Here is a 25,752-nt window from a genome sequence, read left to right as displayed (position 1 = left end):
TTTTGTAGTTGTTACGAAGTTGAATTCTTATATTTGTGAATTTTATAATAAGAGATGGAGTGGAGTAATGAAATACAATAACCCTGTTGTGAAAGGTTTTTATCCAGACCCTAGTGTGGTTAAGGTGCACGATACATACTATATGGTGTGTAGTTCTTTTCAATATTTTCCGTGCGTACCGCTCTTTGAAAGCAAGGATCTGATAAATTGGAAACAGATTGGTCACTGCCTGACTCGTAAAAGCCAGATTCGGCTAGAGACGGTGAATAGCTCCGGGGGTGTATTTGCCCCAACCATCAGGCACAATAACGGGCGTTTTTATATGGTCACAACCAACGATACGACGCATCAGAATTTCTATGTCTGGACGGATAATATCTACGGAGAATGGTCTGAGCCTATTTATGTGGATCAAGGCGGGATTGATCCCGATTTGTATTTTGAAGATGGAAAAACATTGTTTATGAGTAATGGCGTGGATGATGAAGGCGTTGGCGGAATTGTCCAGTGTGAGCTTGAGATTGAAACTGGCCGCAAACTTAGCCCAAGTCGTTCGATATGGAATGGGACAGGTGGACGATATCTCGAAAGCCCACATCTCTATAAAATGAATGGTTACTATTACCTGCTTGCAGCCGAAGGCGGCACCGAGTATGGTCATATGGTTACGTATGCCCGGGGAACTTCATCTTCAGGTCCGTTCGAGGCCTACGCGCACAATCCAGTTCTAACCAACCGTAATCTGGGCGGGTATGAGTTACAGGGTGTGGGGCATGGTGATCTGGTTCAGGATGATCTGGGGAACTGGTGGCTTTTCCACTTGGGATTCCGACAGATCGGCAGATGGGCTACGTACCATCATTTGGGCCGAGAAGTATTTCTGACTCCAATTACGTTTGGTGAAGACGGATGGTTTACAGCCGGGCATGAAGGCACAACACTGACGAGTTTTGAGACCAATCGTATCCCGGATACGGTGATCCAGCAGGATAAGAAGAATTATACGTTTGAAAATACAGACTGGAACCTCGACTGGTGTTATCTTCGTCATCCAAATGCAGAGCATTATCAGCTTGAATCAGACAAGCTTACGCTAATAGGAACCGATGTAACGCTGGACGTTCCAGCATCCCCGACGTTCATCGGGTTACGTCAAAAAGACTTTAATGCTACGATTTCTGTCGATGTCAGTCTGACGAATGGCGAGGCCGGTATTACGATCTACATGGATGAGAATCATCATTATGAAATGGCTATTCGTCAGGAACAGGACGGCTATAAGGTGATCGAGCGCCTGAATATCGGTGATATCAAATCGATTGAACAAGAAGTGGATCTAGGAAATAAACGGCATGCAACGCTGGTCATCCGGTCAAGTCAGGAACGCTACAGCTTCCTGCTTCAAGCACATGGTGAAGAGATTCTGCTTGGCTCGGCACAGACGAGATACCTTTCCTCTGAAGTGGCTGGAGGTTTTACAGGTGTACTCATTGGTCTATACACAACGGGTGAAGATGCTGTAGCTGAGTTTACAAACTTCAAGTGTGACTATCATTAAGAAGTTAAGGGGAGGGCCTGAAGGTCCTTCTCTTTTTTTGAATTTGTGTCAAAATATAAATATATTAATAAACGCTAACAGAAGAGAGGTATTTAAACTTGGGAGTACATTATAAAATGCCCGCATCCTTAGAAGGCATCGTTCGAATAGATAAGGAATTACGTAAACAACATGATGGAACCCTCCAAGATTATATGGGGTTTTATATTAGTTTTAACAATGATGATGATAGATACTATTGTACGCCAGATGATGCCATCGTATTTGGAAGAACAGGGGCAGATGGTGACCATTTTGCTTTTTTCACGTTTAACAGATCCATTAGTGATTTGGAAGAAGCTCCGGTTATCTTTATCCAACCTACGGCGTTTGGTAATCAAGTAACTTTAGTGGCCAGAAACTTTAAGGATTTTGTAGCATTATTTATTAATCTTAAGGAAGTATATGTTTTGGAGAGATTTCGATTTTATAAGAACAAATTAGATTTTATGAACGACTATAACGATAATTATATGGAAGATATAAAGATGCGAGAGAGTGATAATCAATTAATTATTGAACTGTTAAAAGAGAATATTAAAGGGATAACAGAAATTGATGATGTGTACGAATATATGATTGAATCCCAAAAACAAATAGAACTAGGGATAAACAATGATGATTTTGCATGATATCTATATGGCATCCCTTAAATAATCTACATGTAACAAAAGGTTAAAAGAACGTGTTATTTAATTATATAGTTTGATTGGATAACCAAGGAGGAGTTATATGGAGGATCAATGGAGAATCGCAAAGTATGACCCGGCATGGCGTGATTTGTTTCTCGAAACGGGTTCGAAATTAAGAGAAGCGTTAGGAGAAAAGGCCGTGCGGATTGACCATGTTGGGTCCACTTCAATTGTTGGAATAGACGCCAAACCTATCATAGATATACAAATATCTGTTGATAATTATGAAAATTTGTTGGACTACAAACGTGAGATCGAAACAGTAGGTTTTGTATTTAGAGCAGAAAATCCAGATAAGACTAAACGTTACTTTCGTGAAGAACCCGGAAGCAGAAGGATACATATACACGTTAGACAGGTAGGCAGTTTCTCCGAGCAGATGACCTTGCTGTTCAGAGACTATTTAAGGGAGCATCCAGAAGATTGTTTGAAATATGCGGAAGAAAAGCACAGACTCATGTCATTGTATAAAGATCAGCGTCCCAAATATGTTGAAGGAAAAGGACCAATGGTGTGGAGCATATTACAGAGAGCACATCGTTGGTCTCAAGAAATCGGATGGCAGCCGGCAAAATCTGACGCATGAGCACATCTAATGAATAGAGATAACTGTATTGGAGTGATGAGATGAACATGGGAAGAAAGCTGATAACAACCGTTCTAACCATCATTTGTTTTACTTTGGCTGCGAGTCTCATATCGATGAATGAATCCTACAGTTTTGATTTTTACATTCTTATTTATCTGATATACGCGACTCCCTTGATCCTGTTGATCGGGCTACCTTTATCGATATTGCTAGACTATCTGCTCAGCCGAATACAATTCCCTAATCATGTGTTGTATCTAAGTACGAGGATATTAGGCTATGCATGCGCTGGAGTTCTAGGTATGTATATTTATTATGTGGTCATGGGCGCAGGAGAAGCAATCTTGGATTTCAAAGAGACATTAGTTCTGACCTTATTTGGCGTTCTTGCCGCTATCCTATTTGTATTGATTGATATTGGGATTGGAAGTTTTGTTAAAGGTACGAAGAAAAAAGAGTTGAATTAAATTGATTTGTCAGGAGGAAAGCAAAATGACAACGCATTGTGCACTTCTAATCATTGACGTACAGGTAGCGATGTTTGATGAAGCAGATCCCGTATATCAGGGGGAACGATTGCTTCAGAAGATCCAGGTGTTAATTGCCAGGGCCCGTGAAGCAGGGCATTCCATCATATATATCCAACACTGCGAAGGGCCAGGCAGTCCACTGGAACGAGGAACACTGGGGTGGGACATCCATCCGTCCATTGCACCTAGTGCTGGTGACCTCGTTATCGAAAAAGAGACACCGGATTCGTTTCACAAAACCGATCTGCATCTGAAATTGCAAGAAGATGGCGTGACGGAGTTGATTCTCGCGGGTATGCAGACTGAGGTATGTGTGGACACGACTTGCCGCAGAGCGTTCAGTCTGGGTTACACGGTCAATCTGGTTCAAGATGCGCACAGCACATGGAATTCAAAGACACTTCAAGCGGAGCAGATTATTGAGCATCACAATACGGTACTGAGACTGTTTGCCAACGTGCTGGATACGGAGAATGCGCTGTAATGCTAGGAAAACGTAGGCGATTCTGGTTTTTCATAGGTGTGGCAATCATGTTTCTGTATCTTCTAATCACGAGTAACCCTGATCCAAATAAGCCGATTTCGAGAAATCAAGTGATAAGCACAGAGATGAGCATAGTCGTGTACACCAGGACAGGCGACGGTGGAGCACACGTTAGCATTGACAATGTTACGTTAAGTAAAGAAGACATTAGCCGTATAGTCGGCTGGCTGAATGCAGCCCCGGAAACAGCCAAAATACCAGTAGATGATGTCACAGGAAGTATTAGTGCGGGAATTGCTTTGAAATTAAAGCATAACGCTAAAGTTACGATTCAATACAATCGGAAACAGATTATTGTATCCACAAAAAGCAGATTTAATAGAGATTCGAAATATATACTTGATCAAAAGGACTTAAGAGACTTTTTGGATCAAAAGTTGGAAGGGACGTATTTTGGTGAAGATACCGTTAGTGTTGAATAAGGGGGAGATGTATTGACGATTAACAAAAGAATAATGAATCTATCAGCCTGGCTTGCTGTATTAGCCATCCTATGTATTCCTGGAACTTTACATACTGAAGATGGACCGCTCCGAACAGAGTATGGTTTCCCGCTCCGATTCTTTACGGATTATCATTATGCTAATTCTGAGGGAACTATCTGGTTTATATCTGGCATCTATTTAAATGTACTTCTATATTTTTTCAATGTCCTGTTTATTTATGCAGGTATTCATGTAATCTTGTATATAAAAAAGAAATTAACTAAATAAATTCAACAGAATAGTTACACGAAACGGAGAGGACAGAAAAAACCTGAAGAAGCGAAGTGTTCGCCTAAAAGCTTTCTGAAAGAAAGCTGCATCGGAAGCATAGGCTCATCTCCGGAGTTTCCCATTATAAAATGAATCAAAAAAATTTGGGGATAACAGCGATCGGAAGGTTGTTCTGTCATCGGAGTGGTAAGTGTAAATATTCAATAGTTTAATTTATATAGATATAAAGATGGAGTGATAACGATGAAACAACTTCCAGTAGAATGGAAGTCAGACCGACTTATTATCTCGAATGTGGAAGAATCCGATATTCCTGAACTTGAGTCCTTATATGAAACCAGTCGGTACTTGCATCAATGGGATGGACAAGAGCATGATCGGAACTATGTGAAAGAATGTTTTGAAGAAGGCCACCTTCCGCCGGGAGGCAGACTGGAGAATTATCGAATTCAATCCATTCGCACGAATGAGGATGACCGCTATATTGGTTTGTTAAGTGTGTACCATGGGTATCCCTCCGAGGATTCAATCTATCTCGAATTTTTATATATCCAGAGCGAGATCCAGAAGCAGGGATATGGACAAGAATTAATTCAGGCGTTGACGCGTCACTTTTCCGAACTTGGTTACAAGGAAATTCGAATCAACGTGGCGCTCAAAAATTGGACTGCATTACGCTTCTGGATCAAATCCGGATTCAATCAGATTAGTAGAATTTATGGTGATTTTGAACATTCGGAGGATACCTTTGCCCATACAGAATTGATCAAATTTCTCTGAAAAATAAAGCCGATAAAGGGGAATATACCGATGGAAACCTTCTTTCGTTATAACTGGATGGTACGTGAGCAATGGTATGTCTGGTGTGAAGATGTACCTCTTGAAGAATTGCTTCGGCCTCGCACGGGCGGAGTAGGCAACATATTACAAACATTATTTCATATCATTGATGTAGAGTGGAGCTGGCTTCAGTTGCTACAGGGCAAACCGGATGATGCAGAAGATTTTGCAAACTACCAGAATCTTGAGGCGGTAAGGCGACTCGATCGCAAGTTACGTCCTGATGTGGAGGCATTTGTTAGAGCCTGGGATTCGAGTATGGAAAAAAGAGCTTATATTGATCATCGCTCAGCTGGCAAGGCCAGTACAGATTCATGGGGAGAAGTTATGCGACATGTGATCGCCCATGAGATTCACCATATGGGTCAGCTGTCGGTATGGGCCAGAGAATTGGGCAAACAGCCAGTATCCGCCAATGTCATTGGCAAAGGCCTGATTATACCTGACTAACAGGGAGAGAGCGGCATGACATGAATGAACGGAGGAGAAGTGATGATTCATTGCAGGAAAGCTACGATTCAGGATGGCGAAGTGATGAGCCAATTATCCCATCAACTGGGTTATGTCAGCACAACTGAAGAAATCAAGGAGCGACTAACTCTTCTCTCTTCCTTACCAGACCATTATGTATGTGTAGCTGAGATTGATTCGAGGGTCGTAGGCTGGGGCCATGTACAGGGAAGACATTCCATTGAGAGTCCATCTTTTGCCGAGATTGGTGGACTAGTTGTGGATGGGATTCATCAAGGGATGGGGATTGGTAAGATAATCATGAGCGAATGCGAGGAATGGGCTCGGGTTAACGGCTTTGATAAGATTCGGGTACGTTGTAACGGAAAAAGGGAATCTGCACATCGGTTTTATATAGCTATCGGTTATGAAGAGAAGAAATGGCAGAAGGTATTTGATAAACGATTATAATCTAATCTTGTGTATCATGGAAGGAGGAGAACGATGACGATTCAACTTAGCCAGGTGAATTGGGTAGAACTGGATGAACGTATTCAGCAGGTGATTAAACAGGAGTATCAGATCATTCCCTTGCCACCTGGACTGGAAGCGAGTGTGATGAGAATCGAAATGGAAGATCAGTCGTACGTATTGAAAGTCTGGGACAAGGATTCCAAACCGGATATCGCCAAACAATATCGATTATTGTCCAAGCTTTATCAAAGTGGAATTCGTGTTTCCAAACCCTACGGTTGGGGATTAGACGAGCAAGAGAATCAAGTGCTCTTAACGAGCTATGATGGAAAGCCGGTTAACCAATTAACACCAACCAAACTGACACATTTGGCTGAGCGATTAATGGAGGTCCATCGTTATCCGGTGAATAAAGTGGGTACTGGAGAAGATGAAGAATACATATTCAGGTACGATTTTGTTCAATACTTTTTTCCTCAAATTGAGTTACATGACGATATAAATGATCTTCTGGCAAACTTGATCCAGCAGGTCCAGATCAGACAGGAACGCTTGATTCATGGCGATTATAATCTGGGAAACATTCTTGAGATGGACGACCATTACACCATCATCGATTGGACTAATGGGCAATATGGTGATCCAAGATACGATATGGCATGGTCTGTGTTTCTGATCACCGTCTATAATGGGGAAAGTTATGGCGAGATGTATCGCGCTCAATTTGCACATTCTGCAAGTTATACGTACACGCTGGAAGAGGAGCAGGTTTTTGAAGCTGTAGCTTGTCTGCGCTGGATTCTGTTAAAGCGCGTTGGGAATGTACCCATGGGGCCAAATGTAATTGAACGGGTTCACAGCATGACTGTCCATAATCCATATTTGAATGAACATCTGCTGTAATCGTAATACGGGGATACACAATGACGACAATATACGATTAAGTAATAGAAAGACCACTTTTTTCAAATAAAATAAACAGCCAGTCCTAAACTAGCGATCCTCGCATACCTATGATAGTAGAGGAGCGTGATCGATATGGAGCAGAAAGTGCAAACTTACTTTGAACTGAAACAGCAGCAAAAAGATATTGAGCAGCAGTTGTCTGTACTACGAGATGAGATTGTCGCGTATTGTGCAGAACAAGGGGTCTATGAGACGCAGGTTGGTGGTTACACCGTGAAAACAGTGCTTCAGAACCGGAAGGAATACGATGATCAGAAGTTGTATGCTTCTCTTCCAGACCCGGACATCTGGCGATTGTTGTCCAAGGTAGACAGCCATAAGCTGAAAAGCCTGATCAAGCTGAACATTCTGTCCGAGGAACAAATTAACCCGGCATGCACAGTGAAACAGGTGACTTTGTTACAGGTGGACAAGCTGTAAGGCTTCATATCCTCTTTGTATATGAGTTGAATTTAATTGAACAGCCCGATCACAAAACACCTTCCGAGAAATGTTCTGTTTAGATGAGCAGTCGGACATACGTGGAGGTGTTTTTGTTGTGCAAACAGGGCCGAGGATCATAAATAGTTAAATATGAGGGGGAAGAAGTATAATTTGTTCATTGTAAGCGTATTCAACAAACGATATGATGGATAAAAACTGGCAGGGAGGAATTGTAAATGCCAACTGAAATTCCATCATTACATGCTACGTACGCTAATACGTTCAAAATAGGTGCTGCTGTACATACCAGAATGTTGCAGTCCGAAGCGGATTTCATCGCCAAACACTTCAATAGTATCACGGCTGAAAATCAGATGAAATTCGAAGAAATTCACCCGGAAGAGGATCGTTATTCATTTGAGGCGGCGGATAAAATTGTTGATTTTGCTGTTGCCCAAGGGATTGGGGTTCGCGGACATACTTTGGTCTGGCATAATCAAACATCGAAATGGGTCTTTGAGGATACCTCAGGTGCTCCCGCTTCCAGAGAGCTTTTATTATCTCGCTTGAAGCAACATATTGATACGGTAGTAGGTCGGTATAAGGGGCAAATATATGCGTGGGATGTCGTCAATGAAGCTGTTGAAGATAAGACTGACCTGTTCATGCGGGACACGAAGTGGTTAGAGCTGGTGGGGGAAGATTATTTGCTGCAAGCGTTCAGTATGGCTCATGAAGCTGATCCAAATGCGCTTCTTTTCTATAATGACTACAATGAGACGGATCCGGTCAAACGGGAGAAGATCTACAATCTGGTTCGGTCTTTGCTGGACAAGGGAGCGCCTGTACACGGGATTGGGTTGCAGGGGCATTGGAATATTCATGGTCCTTCGATTGAGGAGATCCGAATGGCTATTGAGCGTTATGCTTCACTGGATGTGCAGTTGCATGTTACGGAGCTGGATATGTCCGTGTTTCGTCATGAGGATCGTCGAACGGACCTCACCGCGCCAACTTCAGAGATGGCTGAGCTACAGGAGCGTCGATATGAAGAAATCTTTAATTTGTTCCGTGAGTATAAATCATCCATTACCTCTGTGACGTTCTGGGGAGTAGCGGATAATTATACCTGGTTAGACCATTTCCCGGTACGCGGACGCAAAAATTGGCCCTTTGTTTTTGATCAGCAGTTGCAGCCTAAGGAATCATTTTGGCGTATCATTAACCCTATGTCCTGAACATCAGGGAAGTGGAGAGAATCGGTCACGATGTGGCCGATTTTTTGCTGTACTTAATATAGATTGTACAGTGCGGTTATCTCGTTCGTGATTGAGGCGTTGATTTGTGTGGATGATAAAAATATGGTACTAAATGGAATTTTGTGATAGGGTTGAAGAAATGGCGAACCAAATTCTTTCCTGAAAAGAGATGAGAAGATGGATTACATCCGAAACTATTTAATTACTTTTGCAGGAAATTTTGCATTTAGTTATTATATCTTTGAAGAAGGTACTTTTAACAAACCGCTGATGTTTGCTACATTCATGCTGTTGCTGATTATGACAATCGATTACATGAAAAATAGAAACAAATATACATTGGATTAGGGTATGTCCATGTTTTTAAACGATTCTGTAGCATAGGGTCGTTTTTTTATTGTATATAGAACAGCTTCCATTTACATCATGACCATTGTTCATTACACTTGATGAGTAACACCTCATTAACTCAGTTTTTGTTAACTCAATTCAGATCATCAGGAGGATATCATTATGCATCAATCCGCACATATTCAGGAAGCAAGAGATTACATATTAAACCGAATCCATACCAAACCTGCCGTAGGCATGATTCTGGGATCTGGACTGGGAGCGCTCGCGGACGAGATTGAAAATGCGACCGTTATTCCGTATACAGATATTCCGTATTTCGCTCAATCTGAGGCTATCGGCCATGCCAATGAATTGGTTATTGGTGAACTCATGGGCAAAACGGTTGTAGCGATGAAAGGCCGCCTTCATTATTATGAAGGTTTTACATTGAACGAAGTGACTTTCCCCGTTCGGATCATGAAGGCGCTGGGTGTCGAGCAATTGCTTATCACCAATGCGTGCGGAGCCATCAACACAAGTTTTGAGCCGGGTCAACTGATGCTCATTACAGATCATATTAACCTGGTAGGCAATAACCCGTTGATGGGACCGAATAATGCTGAACTGGGTGTTCGTTTTCCAGACGTATCACAGGTATACAATCGTGAACTGCGCAGTATTGCCCTTAAGGTTGCAGAAGAGCAGAATGTTGGCCTGCAGCAAGGTGTCTATGCATGGTGGAGTGGCCCGGCATATGAGACACCAGCGGAGATTCGCATGATTCGTACGATGGGTGCGGATGCAGTGGGTATGTCCACGGTACCTGAAGCCATTGTTGCCATTCATGGCGGTATGAAGGTACTAGGCATTTCCTGTCTGACCAACATGGCCTGTGGTATTCTGGATCAGCCATTAAGTCATGATGAAGTTATTGAAGTGGCTGCGCAAGTGAAAACAACCTTTATCGGACTTGTAAAAGGCATTTTGAAAGAGATCTAATCGCGAGATGATTTTTTATCTAGGCCACGATGGATAGGATAGAGTTTTCATCCAACCCAATCGAAACCACAAAAAACGTATGTTTCACGAGTTGTTACTCGTGAGACATACGTTTTTTTATTTTGCAGAACTATGAACCATCTGAGAATGATCGGCCATGATTGCTGGTGTGGACTCCCTGATGATGGGTTTGGTCACAATGTGAGAGACCTGATACGGCTGTGTCGGGCTATTAATCCGGGATAACAGCATCTCCGCAGTTTTAATGCCCATCTCATTGCTATAAATATGAACCGTCGTTAATGCTGGCTCAATAATTCGAGATTGGGGTGCATTATCGAATCCGCATATCGCAATATCCTGTGGCACAGCGACATTTCTGTCTTTTAACGCCCTGATCAGATCAACTGCTATAAAGTCATTAGCGCATACGTAAGCGGAAGGTAGGGAGGCCAGCTCTGCCACTCGCTGGTTCAACCATCCTGGCTTGGAGAAACACAGGCGATCATTATCTACGATGCAATGGGACAGGTCGACCTGCAACCCCGCCTCCAGCATAGCACGCTGATATCCAACCCATCGTTCATTAAAGCTCTTGCAGTGATTGTAATCTCCGACGAATCCAATACTTGTGTAGCCGCTCTCAATTAATTTTGTGGTTAACTGATAGATGCTATGTTCATTCTCCATGAGTAGCAGGTCTGCTTTGAATTCGGGATAACATATGTTGGAAGCGCAATCGATAAAGATGGTGGGAATGCCCAGATCGGTAATCAGCTGTGTATATTCCAGATCAAATAATTCAATGCAAATGATGCCGTCCACTTTGGCTATATCAAAATTGTTGGGAAGTGTAAGTGTATCTTGATCGTCTTCACGCACGATATGAATCGAGAGATTGTATCCCTCCGCACTGATTCTTTTCTCCAGACCACTGATTAACAACGAACCAAAGTGAGATGTATTAGGCAGGTTTTCAGTTAACAGGGCGATATTACCCGGAGCCTTGGTTAGAACATGCTCATTGTCCATATAGGCAAACTGTTTATATTTAAGTTCAATTGCTTTTTTAATTACACGATTTCGGGTCTCATCCGGGATGTTTCCGCTATCATTTAATGCTTTGGAAGCCGTATTCCTGGAGATCCCCAAAGCATCAGCAATGTCTTGTATCGTGACTTTTTCCTTTGCCATCTAATGCTTCACCTCTAATCATCAATAGTCATCCATATTCTTCTCTAAGTCAAATGTATAATAGAACGGGACAAATAGCAATCTCTGTTTTACAAATGCACAATTGCATTTACATTTAGATAGTCGAATTATATTTTCATAATTGTTCCAGAAGTTTTGTTAACTAGTGTAACAATGATAATCTATTACAGTAATAATATAGGAATATCTATACGAATATTAACGATTCGGTGCTGTATATATGCAAATTTAATCCTCTTTAGTTCCATTAATGCAAAGATAAAATGATCAAATGCACAAATATTTTTTTACAAAACGTATTGACTAAATCCGTTGAAACCTGATAAATTGTAAATTATCAAATAGGCAATTGTAAATATTGAAAGCCCTTACTGAAACAATTGTCAACTTCTAGAATGGAACGGGGGTATCGTGTTGGATAACATAGCCGACAGCAAAAAGGGCAAAGGAAGGGTACTGAAAGTGAGGACGACAAGCGGTCATAAGTTGCAGCAGCTCAAAAAAAATTACTTTTTATATATGTTGCTGGCACCAGCCTTAATTTTGACTCTTATCTTCAAGTACATTCCGATGTACGGAGCCATCATTGCGTTTAAGGATTTCAGTCCGATCAAAGGCATCATGGGTAGTGATTGGGTAGGACTGAAGCATTTTGAGAAATTTATAGCTTCACCCAATTTCGATATCATTTTAATGAATACGCTTAAACTCAGCTTTTTGGGATTAATATTCAGTTTCCCGGTGCCCATTTTACTGGCACTCATGCTGAATCAGGTACGCAAAGCTGGCATCAAGAAAAATATTCAATTATTTCTGTACGCACCCAATTTCATCTCGGTTGTTGTTGTTGTGGGTATGCTGTTCATCTTCCTCTCACCGACAGGGCCGATTAATCAATTAGCCACATGGATTACAGGTCAGCCGATCATGTTCATGTCTGAACCGGAATATTTTCGCTGGATCTACATTTTGTCCGATATCTGGACCGGAGCGGGCTGGGCTTCCATTATATACGTCGCGGCCTTGGCCAATGTGGATCCGGAGCTTCACAATGCGGCTAATCTGGATGGAGCCAATCTCCTTCAGCGTATTCGCCACATTGACCTTCCAACGATTCGTCCGATTATGGCCATCGTCTTTATCCTGGCAGCTGGCGGGATTATGTCCATTGGATTTGAGAAGGCCTATCTGATGCAGACGTCCATGAACCTGCCTTCCTCCGAGATTATTGCCACGTATGTCTACAAGGTGGGACTACAGTCTGGAGATTACGCTTATTCTGCGGCAGTTGGATTGTTCAACTCGGTTATCAATGTGATTTTGCTGGTGACGGTGAACCTGATTGTGAAGAAATTGAATGAAGGCGAAGGCCTCTATTAGGAAAGGAGTATTATCCATGGTTGTTAAACACACGGGAATGGATCGATTGATCCTCACACTCAATGCCATCTTTCTCACCTGTGCTGTACTGGTTGTGGTTGTTCCCCTGATTTATATTGTTATCGCCTCATTCATGGACCCCACGGTGTTACTGAATCGTGGACTGTCTTTTAATGTATCTGACTGGAGTCTGGACGGATATCAGATGATTTTGTCCAATCCAGCCATGATCCGGGGGTTTGCAAATGCGGTATTGTACTCGGTTTCCTTTGCACTGATCACCGTGACCGTATCCATATTTGCAGGTTATGCATTGTCGGATGATAGGCTCGCGGGACGTGGATTTTTCATGATTATCTTTATCATTACCATGTTCTTCGGCGGGGGATTAATCCCAACTTATCTACTCATACGTAATCTCGGCATGCTTGATACGGTGTGGGCGATCATTATCCCTGGAGCCGTTAACGTCTGGAACATCATTCTCTCCAGAACCTTTTTCAAAGGAGTCCCTCGAGAACTGAAAGAAGCTGCTAACGTGGATGGCGCCTCTGAGATGAAGATTTTCTTCCAGATCGTCATTCCGTTGTCGAAACCGATCATTTTTGTACTCGCACTTTATGCGTTCGTTGGGCAATGGAATTCCTATTTTGATGCAATGATCTATCTCGATAATCCGAACCTGCATCCGTTACAGCTGGTTCTGCGTTCCATTCTGATTCAGAATCAGGCTGCACCGGGCATGATCAGTGATCAGCTCGCGATGGCAGAACTGAAACGGCTCTCCGAGATGATTAAATACTCAGCGATTGTCATTTCGAGTCTGCCACTCATCATCATGTACCCGTTTTTCCAGAAGTATTTCGAAAAAGGTGTCATGGTCGGTTCCCTCAAATAGTGAACAGCCTGCGATACAGTAAGTTGATCCAATCCAACTCATGGAGGTCATTATTATGAAAAAAGTAAACAAGTCCAGAAAAGCCGTTACAACGGCGTCCATTTCCATGTTATCTGCAATGCTCTTTCTAACCGCCTGTGGCGGAGGTGGAGGCGGCGCGGCAAGTGAGGCGCAATCCCCTGATGGCAAGGTGACATTGAATTTTATAACACAGAGCTCTCCGCTGGCTCCCGCTGATCCAAACGACAAGCTGATTAACAAGCGACTCGAAGAGAAAACCAATGTGCATATCAACTGGAAGAACTATACGAGTGATGTATTTGCAGAAAAAAGAAACCTGGCGGTTGCCAGCGGTGATTTGCCGGATGCCATTTTTGATGCAGGTTACGGGGATTATGATCTCCTGAAACTGGCGAAGGACGGGGCGATTATTCCACTTGAGGACATGATTGAACAACACATGCCCAATCTGAAAAAGGTGCTGGAGGAAGCTCCCGAATACAAGAGCATGATCACGGCTCCAGACGGACATATTTACTCATTCCCATGGATTGAAGAACTCGGAAGTGGCAAACAACGGATTCAGGCAGTGGATAACTTGCCCTGGATTAATGTGGAATGGCTGAACAAGCTTGGACTGAAGATGCCAACGACAACCGAAGAACTGAAAGAAGTATTGATCGCGTTCAAAACTCAAGATCCAAACGGCAACGGTAAGGCCGACGAAATTCCGTTATCTTTCATTAACAAACCGGGCGGAGAAGATCTGACATTTCTCTTTGCGGCATTTGGACTCGGAGAGAACTGGGATCATACCGTGGTAACCAATGATGGGAAAGTGGTCTTCACGGCAGCTGATGAAGGCTACAAGGAAGCGGTTAAATACATTCATGAACTGGTTAAGGAAGGGCTGATCGATGTCGAATCGTACCAGCAGGATTGGAACACGTATCTTGCGAAAGGCAAGGATAATAAGTACGGCATGTACTTCACATGGGATAAGGCTAACATTACAGGCATGAATGATACGTATGATGTTCTGCCTCCGGTTGCCGGGCCTAACGGTGAGGTTAATGTCACAAGAACAAACGGAATAGGACTTGATCGTGGTCGCATGGTCATTACCAGTAGCAATAAAAACCTGGAATCTACAGCCAAGTGGGTAGACCAACTGTACGATCCGCTCCAATCTGTGCAGAACAACTGGGGTACCTATGGAGACGAGAGTCAGCAAAATATTTTTGAATTCGATGAAGCCAAAGGGATGCTGAAGCATCTTCCACTGGAAGGATCTGCACCTGTGGAACTTAGACAAAAAACCAGTATCGCAGGACCATTAGCCATTCTCGACAGTTATTATGACAAATACACAACCAAACCGGAAGATGCGGCTTGGCGGATGGAACTTCTCGACAAAGTTATGGTTCCGCATATGAAAGCAGAGAACGTATATCCAAGTGTGTTCTTCTCCATTGATGAACTGGATCGATTGTCCACGATTGAGACCGATCTCTTCGCCTACGTGTTACGTCTGCGTACAGAATGGTATCAGAACGGGAAAATAGATCAGGAATGGGATGCTTACTTGAAAGAGCTGGATCGTCTTGGATTGCAAGAATGGCTACAGATTAAACAAGCGGGATATGACCGTAATAACAAATAAAGAAAAGTACGGAGGAGAAACCATAATGTCGACAATTTTTAAACAAGATTACAGAAATGAATACCATTTTTCACCAAAAGAGAAGTGGATGAACGACCCAAACGGCATGGTGTTTTTCAATGGGGAGTATCACTTGTTCTATCAGCATCACCCACATGGAACTACATGGGGCCCCATGCATTGGGGCCATGCAGTGAGCAGGGACCTGATCTCGTGGGAGGAACTACCAATAGCTTTACTCCCCGATGAGAATGGCACTATATTTTCGGGAAGTGCCGTAGTGGATTGGAATAATACGACCGGATTCTTTGAGGGTGAGCCAGGATTAGTTGCTATTTTCACCCATCATCTTGAAGTTAAAAACCAAGATGCCATACAAACCCAGAGTCTGGCGTATAGCAAAGACAACGGCAGAACCTGGACTAAGTACGAGGGTAATCCGGTATTAAAGCATGAGTCCTTTGTTGATTTCCGTGATCCCAAAGTGTTCTGGCATGAGCAGACCAAGGAGTGGGTTATGATTATCGCTTGTGGTCAAACGGTATGTCTGTATCGTTCTCCCAATCTGAAGGATTGGACGTTAGGAAGTGAATTTGGCGCCGGGATTGGTTCACACGATGGCGTATGGGAATGCCCCGACCTGTTCCCGCTTGCAGTGGATGGAGATTCAGGGCAGGAGAAATGGGTGATGCTCGTTAGCATCGGTGCAGATCCTGCTTTTATTGAAGGCTCCAGAACACAATATTTTACCGGAGATTTTGATGGAACTACATTTGTCCCAGACGAGGCATCCCATACGGTTCGCTGGATTGATTATGGTCGGGATAACTACGCAGGAGTTAGTTGGTCTGACGTTCCTGAGGAAGATGGAAGACGCCTCATTATCGGCTGGATGAGCAACTGGATGTATGCCAACCAGACGCCAACCAATAATTACCGTGGAGCAATGACCATTGCACGTGAGCTGTCACTGGAGACAAGAGCCGGAGAAGTAATACTGATCCAACGTCCTGCGCGTGAACTTGAGCAAGCCCGTAAGCCAGTATTGTCCTTACAGGATGCTTCGATTCAGCAAGTGAGTGAGCAGTTGGACGCTTTGCAACTCGTGAACTATGAGATCCATGCAGAGTGGGCTCAGGATCAGTCGTTCCATTTTGCGCTAAGAAGCGGTGCAGATCACGAGACGGTCGTTGGTGTAGACTCGATCCGAAGTGAAGTGTACGTTGATCGTAGTCGATCGGGCATCGGCAATTTTCATGAACTTTTCCTGAGCCGTCATACAGCTGAGTTAAAAGAAGTGAACGGAAATCAAAGTTTGCGTATCTTTGTAGATCATTCATCTGTGGAGGTATTTGCAAATGATGGTCAGGCGGTTATTACGGATCTGATCTATCCGGATGCGGATTGCCAAGGCATCTCTGCTCATGCAGAAAATACAGATCTGGTTTTCTCTTCACTTCATATCTATGAGATATCATCAACCAAGGCTAAAGGTTAATTGTAATGAAGGAAAGGAGCCCAGAACGATGCGTATTGGAGCTATAGAAGCGGGCGGAACGAAGTTTGTATGTGGTGTAGGTAATGAGCATGGACAGATTGAAGATCGGATCAGCTTTCCAACAGAACATCCGGAGACTACCCTTGCCAAGGTGATCGACTATTTCAGGGATAAAGATGTGGAAGCCCTGGGGATCGGCTCCTTTGGTCCGATTGATCTGCAACCGGATAGTCCCACCTATGGTTATATTACGACCACACCTAAGCCTGGGTGGGAAAACTGTAATGTGGTTGGAACCTTGAAGCATGAATTTTCGGTTCCTTTTGGATGGGATACGGATGTGAATGCTGCCGCGCTCGGTGAAGTGACTTGGGGAGCGGCTCAAGGGCTGGATAACTGTGTATATTACACGATTGGCACAGGAGTTGGTGTCGGACTTGTGGCAGGGGGCCAACGAGTCCACGGATTGTTACATCCCGAGGGTGGACATATTCGCACAAGACGCCATCCAGACGATCACTTTGCCGGATTATGCCCGTATCATGGCGATTGTCTGGAGGGTATGGCTGCAGGACCAGCCATTGAAGCCCGTTGGCAGATCCCTGGCAGTGAACTGCCGGCAGATCATCCGGCGTGGGAGATCGAATCCTTTTACATTGCGGAGTCGATTACTACGGCCATCTTGCTTCATTCGCCGCAGAAGATCATCTTGGGTGGTGGTGTGATGCAGCAAGATCATCTGTTTCCTATGATCCGGGAGCAGGTAGTGCGGAATCTCAATGGTTATGTAAATGCTGCCCCAATCACGCAACATATCGACCAATATATTGTGCAGCCCGGATTGGGCCAGCATGCAGGCCTATGTGGTGCGTTAGCATTGGGTCTGGAAGCATTACAACATGCGGCACAAGCTTCACATGTTTCATAGTTTTCTATAATAATCTACATCCCAGAAGGGATGGCTGCAGGTTCGCTTATTGGTATAAGCAAGACTGCACCGTCCTTTTTGGGCTTTTTTATTTTTTTGAGGAGTTCAGTATGTTTGAAAAATATAGTGCGTTCTAAAATCCGATGTTGCTCAAGTGAGCTGCCAAAGGTATGATTTTTAGTGTTCTATAGTGCGATAAGACATTCAAAAATTAACGTGTCTCTAATGGAAAGGAATTCAACAAATGAACCCAATAACAATGCGTCAAGCTGTACAGGCAGACCAAGAGCAACTCGCTGATTTGCGAGCCTTGGTATTATACGATGATCTAACCAGACTGGGAAGGTACGATGATGTGAAGGTGCGTGAACGTTTCCGGAATACATTCAATCCTGCCCAGACACAGATTATTGAAGTGGAGGGTTCAATGGTAGGTTGTGTAGCGTTGAAGCCCAAGTCTGAGGAATATCTATTGGAACATTTCTATATACATCCCGATTATCAAGGCCAGAGAATAGGAACTCAGGTACTGAACATGCTGCTGGAACAGGATGAAGTTCAGGGGAAACGTGTTATTTTAAATGTTTTGCAGGGAAGCCCTGCTCGGCGATTGTATGAACGATTTGGATTTATATTGGACAGTGAAGATGAGGTCGATGTATTTATGTCAAAGCACCTTTGAGAGAATGAATCCTTGTCGCAAGATAGGGATATCATCTCGAAGGTGGAAACCTATTAAATATTTGTGAATACATGGCAATAGTGATTGCTTGACTCAGGAAAATTATGATAGTATCGAAGTCAGAGAATATATGGAATATTTACAAAATGTAGGACTTTTTTGTTCCGATTCCTATACTCTTAGGCAAACGTTCGAACAGATTCTGATCACAGAAATGGTGTCACAAAAATGGATTTTCAAAGATTACATGTCTCACATCGAGGAGGAATCTTTTTTGCAAGAATATCCTGTGGCTTATGATCAGTTTGATATTCACTTCTATCAGGTCGTGGAAATGTTTTCTGAACAAAAGCTGGATGTAAGTGCGTTGGATGAGGATTTAAGAGTTCTTGGATTAAACTCCATTTCATTTATCAAACTGATCATTGCCTTGGAGAACGAATTCAATATTGAGATGGACGATGAGTATCTTGAATTGGAGAACTTCACAACATTGCAACATCTGAAAGACAGTTTGCGTAAGTGCATCAATTATGAGATTCCCAATGAGTCATAAAGGGAAAATGACGACACAAGCTCATATCAGACAATCACAGCATCGAGTTCCGTTTATTGGACTTATAACCTCAAAATCAGGAGTGATATGTGATGAAAGTTGAACTGAATGCGGAGCAATTGATGTGGCAGGAACAATTCAAGGATTTTGTAGACAACGAGATTATTCCATATGCTAGTTTAAATGATAGCGAAGAACGAATTCATCCGGAACTCCTTGCGAAAATAACGGAGGCTGGTTATCTGGGCTCCATGTTGCCAAAAGAATATGGCGGGATGGAACTGGACAATATCACTATCGGGATTCTTAACGAAGAGGTTGGACGTGGGTGCTCCTCTGTCAGAAGTTTGTTAACCGTTCAGGGGATGGTGGGTTTAGCGATCTTGCGTTGGGGAACGGAGCAACAAAGACAGTACTGGTTGCCTGCATTAGCTACGGGAACAACTTTGGGTTCATTCGGATTGACAGAACCGAGTGTTGGAAGCGATGCCAAAAGCATTGAAACAACGGCCGTATTAGATGGAGATGAATACATACTTAACGGTCATAAAAAATGGATTACCATGGGGCAGCTTGCAGATGTATTTTTGATTCTTGCCCAATGTGAGAACAAGCCGACAGCGTTTATCGTGGAGAGAGATTCCATTGGGTTCAGCGTTGAACCTATGAGCGGGTTGCTTGGTGCGAGAGCATCGATGATTGCTGAACTGAAAATGGATTCTTGTCGTATTCCGAAGGAAAACCTCCTGGGTCAAGTCGGTACAGGGTTATCACATGTTGCTCTACCTTGTCTGGATTATGGAAGATACACGATCGCTTGTGGCTGTGTCGGTTTAGCTAAGGCATGTCTGGATGCATCGGTACATTATGCCAATTCCAGAATCCAATTCGGAAGAGCTATACGCGAGAATCAAATGATACAAAAAATGATCACTGAAATGTCAGTGAATATGAAAGCGGCACGGATGCTGTGTTACAGAGCAGGATATTTAAGAGATGTGGGTGATCCAGAGAGCATTATGGAAACTTGGACTGCCAAATACTTTGCTTCAACCATGGTGAATAAAGTTGCGAGTGATGCGGTGCAGATTCATGGTGCCAATGGTTGCCATCGAGACTATCCTGTAGAGAGATATTATCGGGATGCCCGGATCAATGAAATTATCGAAGGCACGACTCAAATGCATGAAATTTTAATCGCAACACAGGAGGTTGTAACACACCGCCGTGAAATGAGACGTTCAAATAAAGCAGAAAAAGTTAAGGATAGCGCGAATCGAAACGTTTAGATTTTGCATTGCAGGACCTAAGGAAGAGCCCTTTTTTTGCATTAGGCAGGATCATTCATTATGCTATGAAAAAAGGGCTTGATCATTAGGTTCTTTGATGTTTTACCATAATTGATTTAGGAAAGATACGGAGTTGATTAGGATTGAAACGGATTGGGCAGGGACAGACAGCGGAAATATTCAGACATGGTGAAACTTCAATTTTGAAACTTTTCAGAGAAGATTTCTCTGCGGAAGCGATTCAGCATGAGTTTGATAATACTCGAATCGTTTTGGAACTTGGAGTTAAATGCCCACAAACAATTGATATGGTGACGATCAATAATCGTAAAGGTATCATATTTGAGTTGGCCAGTGGAAGGACACTTTTGGAAGAGATGATTATTAAACCATGGTCCATTGAGCGCAGAGCAAGGCAGATGGCAGCACTTCATCATCAAATACACCAGCAATCGGGTGAACGGATTCAACAAAAGCATAAGACTGTATTAGAGAAGAATATATCAAACGCAAGTGATCTATCGGACATTGAGAAGCAACAGATTATGGACTATGTACATAGTTTGCCGGAAGGCAGATCTCTATGTCATGGGGATTTCCATCCCAATAATGTGATTACAGGCAAAGAATCCTGGATCATAGACTGGATGACAGGCGCATCGGGCTGTCCAGCAGCAGATGTTGCAAGGACGCTGGTGTTATTAAAATACGGAAATTTGCCCAAAGGCGCTCCATTGATGATGAAAGTTCTGCTGAAGATAATCAAAAGCAGGATGAGTAAAGCGTATATCGAGTATTACTTGTCTCTCTCGGGCATGGACATTCGCGAGATACATCGATGGGTTCTTCCCATTGCTGCAGCCAGACTAACGGAGTGGATCCCACCTGAGGAAAAAAAAGATTTATTGGATTACATTCGTAATCAGCTTAAAAAATTCAACACAACTTAGATCAAGATTAGGAATGAATGTATAGCACCGTACTTGTCAAAACCGTCCGAAAAACAATCAGGAGGTTAACGATAATGGATTTCCAACTACGTTCTGTTGTTTCTTATGATATGGTCGTCCGTGAAAAAAAACATCTATTTGACTTGTCTCTCAGAAGACAGATTGCCATATTTGAGGTTATGGATGCATTGGAAATCAGTGTGTTTAGCAAAACGGTGCAGGTTAAGGCAGGGGCTGTGCTGCTGGCAAATAAAATAAGACTGCAAAATTACGATAAACCTGTTCTGAAAATGAGAGGTATTATTTTTGGATCGGATCTGCTTGAGCGACTACCAAGCTGTCACATATTAAGTGAGAATGGTAGTAAACACTATGATCTTGCTGTAAGTCTGTTGAACCGAACGGTAGAGAGTAGAGAAGACATCGAAATAGCTGAAAAAGATTTTCTTGAAGTATACTCCAGTTACTATCAAACGAATCTGGCTAATTTGATGCGACCGGAAACGGATCGGGAGGACTCGGTCAAACGGAACTTGATCATGATATGCAAGTATATCCAAAACAATTATGAGCAGCCAATTACTCTGCAATTTCTGGCGGATATGGTTGGTTATAATCCAGTGTATCTGTGTAATCTGTTTTCTAAGGTTTTCAATGTTTCGCCACTGAAGTACCTACAGCAGATTCGGGTGGATAAGGCACAGGAGTACGTAACCAAGACGGATCTTCCAATCTCTGAAATTACGACGAAGCTAGGGTACAGTTCTAGTACACAATTTAGTGCAATGTACAAGAAAAAAGTAGGCAAAAGTCCGACCGAACATCGCAATCAATTCAGAAGCAACAAGGGAGATTTGCCCCTATCTATTCAATCTACATAATGTATTCAATAACACAGAAAATATTGTATTTTTTTACGTAAAATGATAAATTACGATAAAAATAAGAATACGAGGAATGATAGGGCTAATGAAGAAAATTCAACTTTTTTGTTTGCCTCATGCAGGTGGATCAGCCATAATTTTTCATCGCTGGAAATCATCTTTAAGCCCTTTTATTGACGTAATACCGATCGAATTAAAAGGAAGAGGCGCTCGAGTGGGGGAACCATTCTATGAAAGCTTTGAAGAAGCGATTGAAGATATCTACCCCACGGTTTCCTCACTAATTCATGGGCCTTATGCTATTTTCGGACATAGCATGGGAAGCTGGATGGCGCTCGAACTATATTACCGACTTGCACAGTCAACGAAACAATTGCCTGAACATATGATGCTTTCAGGCAATCGTGCACCACATATTTTCAAGGATGAGAATATTCACGCATTGCCAGACGAAGAGTTCAGAGAGGCGATTCAGAACATGGGTGGAACGTCGGATGAGGTCTTTACCAATAAAGAGCTCTTTTCGTTATTTGCACCTGTACTTAGAGCGGATTTCAGGATTGTCGAACTCTATCGTTTTCAGCCCAAGCCTTTCAAGGTTCAGAGTGATATTACCGTGTTAACTGGCAGAAGCGATACCCGAGTGAAATCTAGCGATCTGATCGGATGGAAAAAGTACGCTGGTTCACAATGTGACATTGTCAAATTGGATGGAGGACACTTCTATATCCAGGATAATATTCAGGAAACAACGAGAATTATAAATGAAAAGCTGCAACCTTATGTAATCTAGTTGACAAGGAGTGTGTTCCAGTTATGAGCATGGATAACTTGGCTCAATTATTTAGCTCCCTTGGTTCAGTCACAGACAGAGGTATTACTTTTCTGAATGGCAGCAAAGAAGAAAAGGTTGTATCGTACCAGTCCCTTCTGCAATCTGCCAAAATCCGATTAGGAGAACTTCAAGCATTCGGGATGCAGCCGGGTAATGAATTGATCTTCCAACTGAACTCGGAAGAAGAGTTTATTGTCACCTTTTGGGCTTGCACGCTTGGAAAAATCATACCGGTTCCGATAACCGTAGGCGGAAATCAGGAGCAAAGAATGAAGCTTTACAATGTGTGGAAAACGTTGAATCATCCGTTTATTGCTGCTGATCAGGATCTCACGGAAAGCTTGGACAAGTTTGCCCGGAAGAATGGACTGGAAGAGGTTGTCCAAGAAATGCATGCCCGAATCTTTATAGTACAGGGCAACTCGAACGTACGAGAAGAACCTATTGTTGAGGGAATTGAAGCTAGCATCCAGCCGGATGACATAGCGTTTATCCAATTTTCTTCAGGTTCTACAGGACAAACCAAGGGTGTAGTAATTACACACCGCAATGTCATGATAAATATACAAGCTATGAATATAGCAACCCAAATCTCCTCTAATGACCGTTCTTTGAGTTGGTTACCCCTGACCCATGATATGGGTCTGATTGCGTTTCACCTTACAAGTACCTTCCAAGGTCTGCAACAGTTTATTATGCCGACTTCCTTATTCATCCGTCACCCTACATTATGGTTAACCAAAACTTCTGAACACCGTGTCACCCAACTATATGCTCCAAATTTTGCTTATAAATATTTTCTGGATTCATATAATCCACTAACCTTTGCATCAACCGATTTGTCTTCGGTACGTTTTATTATGAACGGTGCTGAGCCGATATCTCCGGCACTTTGTTTCAATTTTTTGGAGGCGATGAGTCCTTATGGGCTGGCTTCCAATACAATGCTGACGGCGTATGGCTTGGCCGAAGCAACCGTTGGTGTTTCCTTTGGTAACGTCGGTGATTTGACTTGTTATGTATTGGACAGAAGATATTTGGAGACCGGGAAACCATTCATAGAAGTTGAACCGGGCTCAGAACATGCTGTTTCTTTTGTGGAAGTAGGCAAGCCGGTTCAATACTGTGATGTACGAATATGTGATGATTACGATAAGCCGGTCGAGGAATTGGTGCTGGGCAGTATTCAGATTAAAGGATTGAGTGTAACAAGCGGTTATTACAACAATGCAGCAGCTACGGAAAAAGCAAGTACAGCCGATGGATGGATTCGTACTGGAGATATTGGATTTATGAATGATGGCGCAATAGTCATTACGGGCAGAATCAAGGACATTATCTTTATCAATGGTCAAAACGTATATCCGCATGATATTGAACGTGTAACGGAGGAACTGGAGCAGTTTGATCTGGGGAAAGTCGCTGTATGTGGTGTCTCCAATCCACTTACAGGATCGGAAAGCGTTGTAATGTTTGTACTGTATAAAAAGGACTTGCCATCTTTTATTCCAAGAGTTGGAGAAGCCAAAGCACATATTCAGCAGCGGATGGGGATTGAACTCAAGTCCGTGCTGCCCATTAAGCAAATTCCTAAAACGACGAGTGGAAAATTTCAACGTTACAGGCTTCAGGAGCGGTACGAAACAGGAGAATTTAGTGAAATCGAACAATCTATTCAGAGCATGTTAAGCCATATCCAGGAGATCAAAGAAGTACAACCAGCTCGTGATCATATCGAACAAAAGCTGATTGAGATTGTTGAGTCCGTAGCGGGACTTAGGAATGTCGGAGTAACGGACAACCTGGCTGAAGCTGGATTCGATTCGCTAAAAGTAACGCAGATTCATCAGGCAATCGATGATGCATTTCCAGACAAAATGGCAATTTCCAGCTTGTATTCACATACCTCTATTGTCTCATGGGCGAATCTGATCAGACAAGACAGAGTGGAAATGGAGCCTGTACGGATGGATCGGGGCTTTTTCCATACGGATCGAGGTTACGAAGCCTTGTCGTATCAATTCACTCTCCCAGCTTCATTGGTACAGGATATGCGACTGATTGCACAATCCGAAGCGATCAGTATTCATGTGTTGGCATCAGCTATGTATGCTTACTTGTTACACACGTTGTCAGAACAACCCTCTATTGATATGCACGTATCCTATGGTACAGCGAGAATGATCACACCTGTACGATTGAATTTCGATCAGTACAAGACAATGAAAGAGCTCTTTCAAAATGTTCATCAACAGATCATAACCATGCCTTCGGATCGAGCGTTTCCCGTCGAGCAGATGAGCCAGATCAGAACAAGCAGCACGGAGTGGGCAATTATTCCTTTATATGGTGAACAGCATCTGTTCAAGGCATCGGACGATGTACTGAACTATTACGATCTGATTATCCTAGTGTCTGATGAAGGTGATATTCTGCAGTGCAACTGTCGTTTTAATGGACGTAAATTAAAACAGAGCCGTGTGAAACGTCTTATTGCCAATTATGTGAGAGGACTTCAACTATTGGTACAACCGGAATTGAAATGAAATTTCATAGGGGGAC

The 25,752-nt window shown here is 42.9% G+C and carries 27 protein-coding genes; 26 read left to right on the top strand and 1 reads right to left on the bottom strand.

Going from position 1 to position 25,752, the window contains the following annotated elements:
* Positions 1-67 precede the first annotated feature (67 nt).
* From CXK86_RS21205 to CXK86_RS21140, 14 genes are all read left to right on the top strand, one after another.
* Positions 68-1,558 (top strand): glycoside hydrolase family 43 protein, encoded by a 1,491-nt coding sequence (locus CXK86_RS21205; RefSeq protein ID WP_101314537.1) that lies wholly within the window; start codon positions 68-70, stop codon positions 1,556-1,558.
* A gap of 98 nt (positions 1,559-1,656) precedes the next feature.
* Complete coding sequence (locus CXK86_RS21200; RefSeq protein WP_180361843.1) at positions 1,657-2,229, top strand: hypothetical protein; 573 nt, start codon at positions 1,657-1,659, stop codon at positions 2,227-2,229.
* A gap of 100 nt (positions 2,230-2,329) precedes the next feature.
* Complete coding sequence (locus tag CXK86_RS21195; RefSeq protein WP_101314535.1) at positions 2,330-2,875, top strand: GrpB family protein; 546 nt, start codon at positions 2,330-2,332, stop codon at positions 2,873-2,875.
* Positions 2,876-2,922: 47 nt separating this feature from the next.
* Positions 2,923-3,345: a hypothetical protein gene (locus CXK86_RS21190; RefSeq protein WP_180361842.1), complete on the top strand. Its 423-nt coding sequence runs from the start codon at positions 2,923-2,925 to the stop codon at positions 3,343-3,345.
* A gap of 25 nt (positions 3,346-3,370) precedes the next feature.
* A complete protein-coding gene (locus tag CXK86_RS21185; protein WP_101314533.1) occupies positions 3,371-3,892 on the top strand; it encodes a cysteine hydrolase family protein in 522 nt (173 codons plus the stop codon).
* Positions 3,893-4,029: 137 nt separating this feature from the next.
* Positions 4,030-4,374, top strand: coding sequence for a hypothetical protein (locus CXK86_RS21180; protein ID WP_144029825.1), 345 nt, complete (start codon positions 4,030-4,032; stop codon positions 4,372-4,374).
* A 537-nt stretch (positions 4,375-4,911) separates the two neighbouring features.
* Positions 4,912-5,448: a GNAT family N-acetyltransferase gene (locus CXK86_RS21170; protein ID WP_101314530.1), complete on the top strand. Its 537-nt coding sequence runs from the start codon at positions 4,912-4,914 to the stop codon at positions 5,446-5,448.
* A gap of 30 nt (positions 5,449-5,478) precedes the next feature.
* Positions 5,479-5,958, top strand: coding sequence for a DinB family protein (locus CXK86_RS21165; protein WP_101314529.1), 480 nt, complete (start codon positions 5,479-5,481; stop codon positions 5,956-5,958).
* A 42-nt stretch (positions 5,959-6,000) separates the two neighbouring features.
* Positions 6,001-6,429 (top strand): GNAT family N-acetyltransferase, encoded by a 429-nt coding sequence (locus tag CXK86_RS21160; RefSeq protein WP_180361841.1) that lies wholly within the window; start codon positions 6,001-6,003, stop codon positions 6,427-6,429.
* Between the two features lie 33 nt (positions 6,430-6,462).
* Positions 6,463-7,335 carry an aminoglycoside phosphotransferase family protein gene (locus tag CXK86_RS21155; protein ID WP_101314527.1) on the top strand — a complete coding sequence of 291 codons (873 nt, stop codon included), beginning with the start codon at positions 6,463-6,465 and terminating at the stop codon, positions 7,333-7,335.
* Between the two features lie 135 nt (positions 7,336-7,470).
* Entirely contained in the window at positions 7,471-7,818 is a 348-nt protein-coding gene (locus CXK86_RS21150; RefSeq protein ID WP_081746078.1) for a hypothetical protein, read from the top strand.
* A gap of 239 nt (positions 7,819-8,057) precedes the next feature.
* Entirely contained in the window at positions 8,058-9,059 is a 1,002-nt protein-coding gene (locus CXK86_RS21145; RefSeq protein ID WP_101314526.1) for an endo-1,4-beta-xylanase, read from the top strand.
* Positions 9,060-9,257: 198 nt separating this feature from the next.
* A complete protein-coding gene (locus tag CXK86_RS32240) occupies positions 9,258-9,428 on the top strand; it encodes a hypothetical protein (RefSeq protein ID WP_180361840.1) in 171 nt (56 codons plus the stop codon).
* A 165-nt stretch (positions 9,429-9,593) separates the two neighbouring features.
* Entirely contained in the window at positions 9,594-10,412 is an 819-nt protein-coding gene (locus tag CXK86_RS21140; protein ID WP_101314525.1) for a purine-nucleoside phosphorylase, read from the top strand.
* Between the two features lie 117 nt (positions 10,413-10,529).
* Here CXK86_RS21140 and CXK86_RS21135 read toward each other — a convergent pair whose 3' ends face one another.
* A complete protein-coding gene (locus tag CXK86_RS21135; protein WP_101314524.1) occupies positions 10,530-11,606 on the bottom strand; it encodes a LacI family DNA-binding transcriptional regulator in 1,077 nt (358 codons plus the stop codon).
* Between the two features lie 540 nt (positions 11,607-12,146).
* Here CXK86_RS21135 and CXK86_RS21130 point away from each other — a divergent pair.
* The 12 genes from CXK86_RS21130 (at position 12,147) to CXK86_RS21075 (ending at position 25,736) form a co-directional block, all read left to right on the top strand.
* The gene (locus tag CXK86_RS21130) at positions 12,147-13,007 is read left to right on the top strand and encodes an ABC transporter permease (protein WP_223200008.1); all 861 of its coding nucleotides are present in this window, start codon (positions 12,147-12,149) and stop codon (positions 13,005-13,007) included.
* Between the two features lie 16 nt (positions 13,008-13,023).
* Positions 13,024-13,905, top strand: a complete 882-nt coding sequence (locus tag CXK86_RS21125) for a carbohydrate ABC transporter permease (RefSeq protein ID WP_036617174.1) — start codon at positions 13,024-13,026, stop codon at positions 13,903-13,905.
* 55 nt (positions 13,906-13,960) lie between these two features.
* Entirely contained in the window at positions 13,961-15,568 is a 1,608-nt protein-coding gene (locus CXK86_RS21120) for an ABC transporter substrate-binding protein (protein WP_101314522.1), read from the top strand.
* 25 nt (positions 15,569-15,593) lie between these two features.
* Complete coding sequence (locus CXK86_RS21115; RefSeq protein WP_101314521.1) at positions 15,594-17,066, top strand: glycoside hydrolase family 32 protein; 1,473 nt, start codon at positions 15,594-15,596, stop codon at positions 17,064-17,066.
* Between the two features lie 28 nt (positions 17,067-17,094).
* Positions 17,095-17,994 (top strand): ROK family protein, encoded by a 900-nt coding sequence (locus CXK86_RS21110; RefSeq protein ID WP_101314520.1) that lies wholly within the window; start codon positions 17,095-17,097, stop codon positions 17,992-17,994.
* A 244-nt stretch (positions 17,995-18,238) separates the two neighbouring features.
* The gene (locus tag CXK86_RS21105; RefSeq protein WP_101314519.1) at positions 18,239-18,676 is read left to right on the top strand and encodes a GNAT family N-acetyltransferase; all 438 of its coding nucleotides are present in this window, start codon (positions 18,239-18,241) and stop codon (positions 18,674-18,676) included.
* A gap of 274 nt (positions 18,677-18,950) precedes the next feature.
* Complete coding sequence (locus CXK86_RS21100; protein ID WP_076252870.1) at positions 18,951-19,232, top strand: acyl carrier protein; 282 nt, start codon at positions 18,951-18,953, stop codon at positions 19,230-19,232.
* Between the two features lie 92 nt (positions 19,233-19,324).
* On the top strand, positions 19,325-20,521 hold the full coding sequence (locus CXK86_RS21095) for an acyl-CoA dehydrogenase family protein (RefSeq protein WP_101314518.1): 1,197 nt from the start codon (positions 19,325-19,327) through the stop codon (positions 20,519-20,521).
* 143 nt (positions 20,522-20,664) lie between these two features.
* The gene (locus CXK86_RS21090) at positions 20,665-21,471 is read left to right on the top strand and encodes a phosphotransferase family protein (RefSeq protein ID WP_047843976.1); all 807 of its coding nucleotides are present in this window, start codon (positions 20,665-20,667) and stop codon (positions 21,469-21,471) included.
* Positions 21,472-21,545: 74 nt separating this feature from the next.
* Positions 21,546-22,352, top strand: a complete 807-nt coding sequence (locus tag CXK86_RS21085; protein ID WP_180361839.1) for a helix-turn-helix domain-containing protein — start codon at positions 21,546-21,548, stop codon at positions 22,350-22,352.
* Positions 22,353-22,428: 76 nt separating this feature from the next.
* Positions 22,429-23,148, top strand: a complete 720-nt coding sequence (locus CXK86_RS21080) for a thioesterase II family protein (protein ID WP_101314516.1) — start codon at positions 22,429-22,431, stop codon at positions 23,146-23,148.
* A 23-nt stretch (positions 23,149-23,171) separates the two neighbouring features.
* Positions 23,172-25,736 carry a non-ribosomal peptide synthetase gene (locus CXK86_RS21075; protein WP_101314515.1) on the top strand — a complete coding sequence of 855 codons (2,565 nt, stop codon included), beginning with the start codon at positions 23,172-23,174 and terminating at the stop codon, positions 25,734-25,736.
* The last annotated feature ends 16 nt before the right edge of the window (positions 25,737-25,752 follow it).

This window comes from Paenibacillus sp. BGI2013 (genome assembly GCF_002843485.1).
GTDB classification, from domain to species: Bacteria; Bacillota; Bacilli; order Paenibacillales; family Paenibacillaceae; genus Paenibacillus; species Paenibacillus amylolyticus.
Note: the sequence above shows the minus strand (reverse complement) of the source record. Positions and strands in the feature narration are given on the sequence as shown.

Excerpts from the sequence above, each read along its gene's own strand:
- CXK86_RS21105 (WP_101314519.1), top strand. The coding sequence starts at position 18,239 with ATGAACCCAATAACAATGCGTCAAGCTGTACAGGCAGACCAAGAGCAA.
- CXK86_RS21190 (WP_180361842.1), top strand. The coding sequence starts at position 2,923 with ATGGGAAGAAAGCTGATAACAACCGTTCTAACCATCATTTGTTTTACT.
- CXK86_RS21120 (WP_101314522.1), top strand. The coding sequence starts at position 13,961 with ATGAAAAAAGTAAACAAGTCCAGAAAAGCCGTTACAACGGCGTCCATT.
- CXK86_RS21145 (WP_101314526.1), top strand. The coding sequence starts at position 8,058 with ATGCCAACTGAAATTCCATCATTACATGCTACGTACGCTAATACGTTC.
- CXK86_RS21080 (WP_101314516.1), top strand. The coding sequence starts at position 22,429 with ATGATAGGGCTAATGAAGAAAATTCAACTTTTTTGTTTGCCTCATGCA.
- CXK86_RS21195 (WP_101314535.1), top strand. The coding sequence starts at position 2,330 with ATGGAGGATCAATGGAGAATCGCAAAGTATGACCCGGCATGGCGTGAT.
- CXK86_RS21075 (WP_101314515.1), top strand. The coding sequence starts at position 23,172 with ATGAGCATGGATAACTTGGCTCAATTATTTAGCTCCCTTGGTTCAGTC.
- CXK86_RS21125 (WP_036617174.1), top strand. The coding sequence starts at position 13,024 with ATGGTTGTTAAACACACGGGAATGGATCGATTGATCCTCACACTCAAT.
- CXK86_RS21095 (WP_101314518.1), top strand. The coding sequence starts at position 19,325 with ATGAAAGTTGAACTGAATGCGGAGCAATTGATGTGGCAGGAACAATTC.
- CXK86_RS21165 (WP_101314529.1), top strand. The coding sequence starts at position 5,479 with ATGGAAACCTTCTTTCGTTATAACTGGATGGTACGTGAGCAATGGTAT.
- CXK86_RS21150 (WP_081746078.1), top strand. The coding sequence starts at position 7,471 with ATGGAGCAGAAAGTGCAAACTTACTTTGAACTGAAACAGCAGCAAAAA.
- CXK86_RS21185 (WP_101314533.1), top strand. The coding sequence starts at position 3,371 with ATGACAACGCATTGTGCACTTCTAATCATTGACGTACAGGTAGCGATG.
- CXK86_RS21155 (WP_101314527.1), top strand. The coding sequence starts at position 6,463 with ATGACGATTCAACTTAGCCAGGTGAATTGGGTAGAACTGGATGAACGT.
- CXK86_RS21115 (WP_101314521.1), top strand. The coding sequence starts at position 15,594 with ATGTCGACAATTTTTAAACAAGATTACAGAAATGAATACCATTTTTCA.
- CXK86_RS21110 (WP_101314520.1), top strand. The coding sequence starts at position 17,095 with ATGCGTATTGGAGCTATAGAAGCGGGCGGAACGAAGTTTGTATGTGGT.
- CXK86_RS21085 (WP_180361839.1), top strand. The coding sequence starts at position 21,546 with ATGGATTTCCAACTACGTTCTGTTGTTTCTTATGATATGGTCGTCCGT.
- CXK86_RS21160 (WP_180361841.1), top strand. The coding sequence starts at position 6,001 with ATGATTCATTGCAGGAAAGCTACGATTCAGGATGGCGAAGTGATGAGC.
- CXK86_RS21205 (WP_101314537.1), top strand. The coding sequence starts at position 68 with ATGAAATACAATAACCCTGTTGTGAAAGGTTTTTATCCAGACCCTAGT.
- CXK86_RS32240 (WP_180361840.1), top strand. The coding sequence starts at position 9,258 with ATGGATTACATCCGAAACTATTTAATTACTTTTGCAGGAAATTTTGCA.
- CXK86_RS21130 (WP_223200008.1), top strand. The coding sequence starts at position 12,147 with ATGTTGCTGGCACCAGCCTTAATTTTGACTCTTATCTTCAAGTACATT.
- CXK86_RS21135 (WP_101314524.1), bottom strand. The coding sequence starts at position 11,606 with ATGGCAAAGGAAAAAGTCACGATACAAGACATTGCTGATGCTTTGGGG.
- CXK86_RS21140 (WP_101314525.1), top strand. The coding sequence starts at position 9,594 with ATGCATCAATCCGCACATATTCAGGAAGCAAGAGATTACATATTAAAC.
- CXK86_RS21170 (WP_101314530.1), top strand. The coding sequence starts at position 4,912 with ATGAAACAACTTCCAGTAGAATGGAAGTCAGACCGACTTATTATCTCG.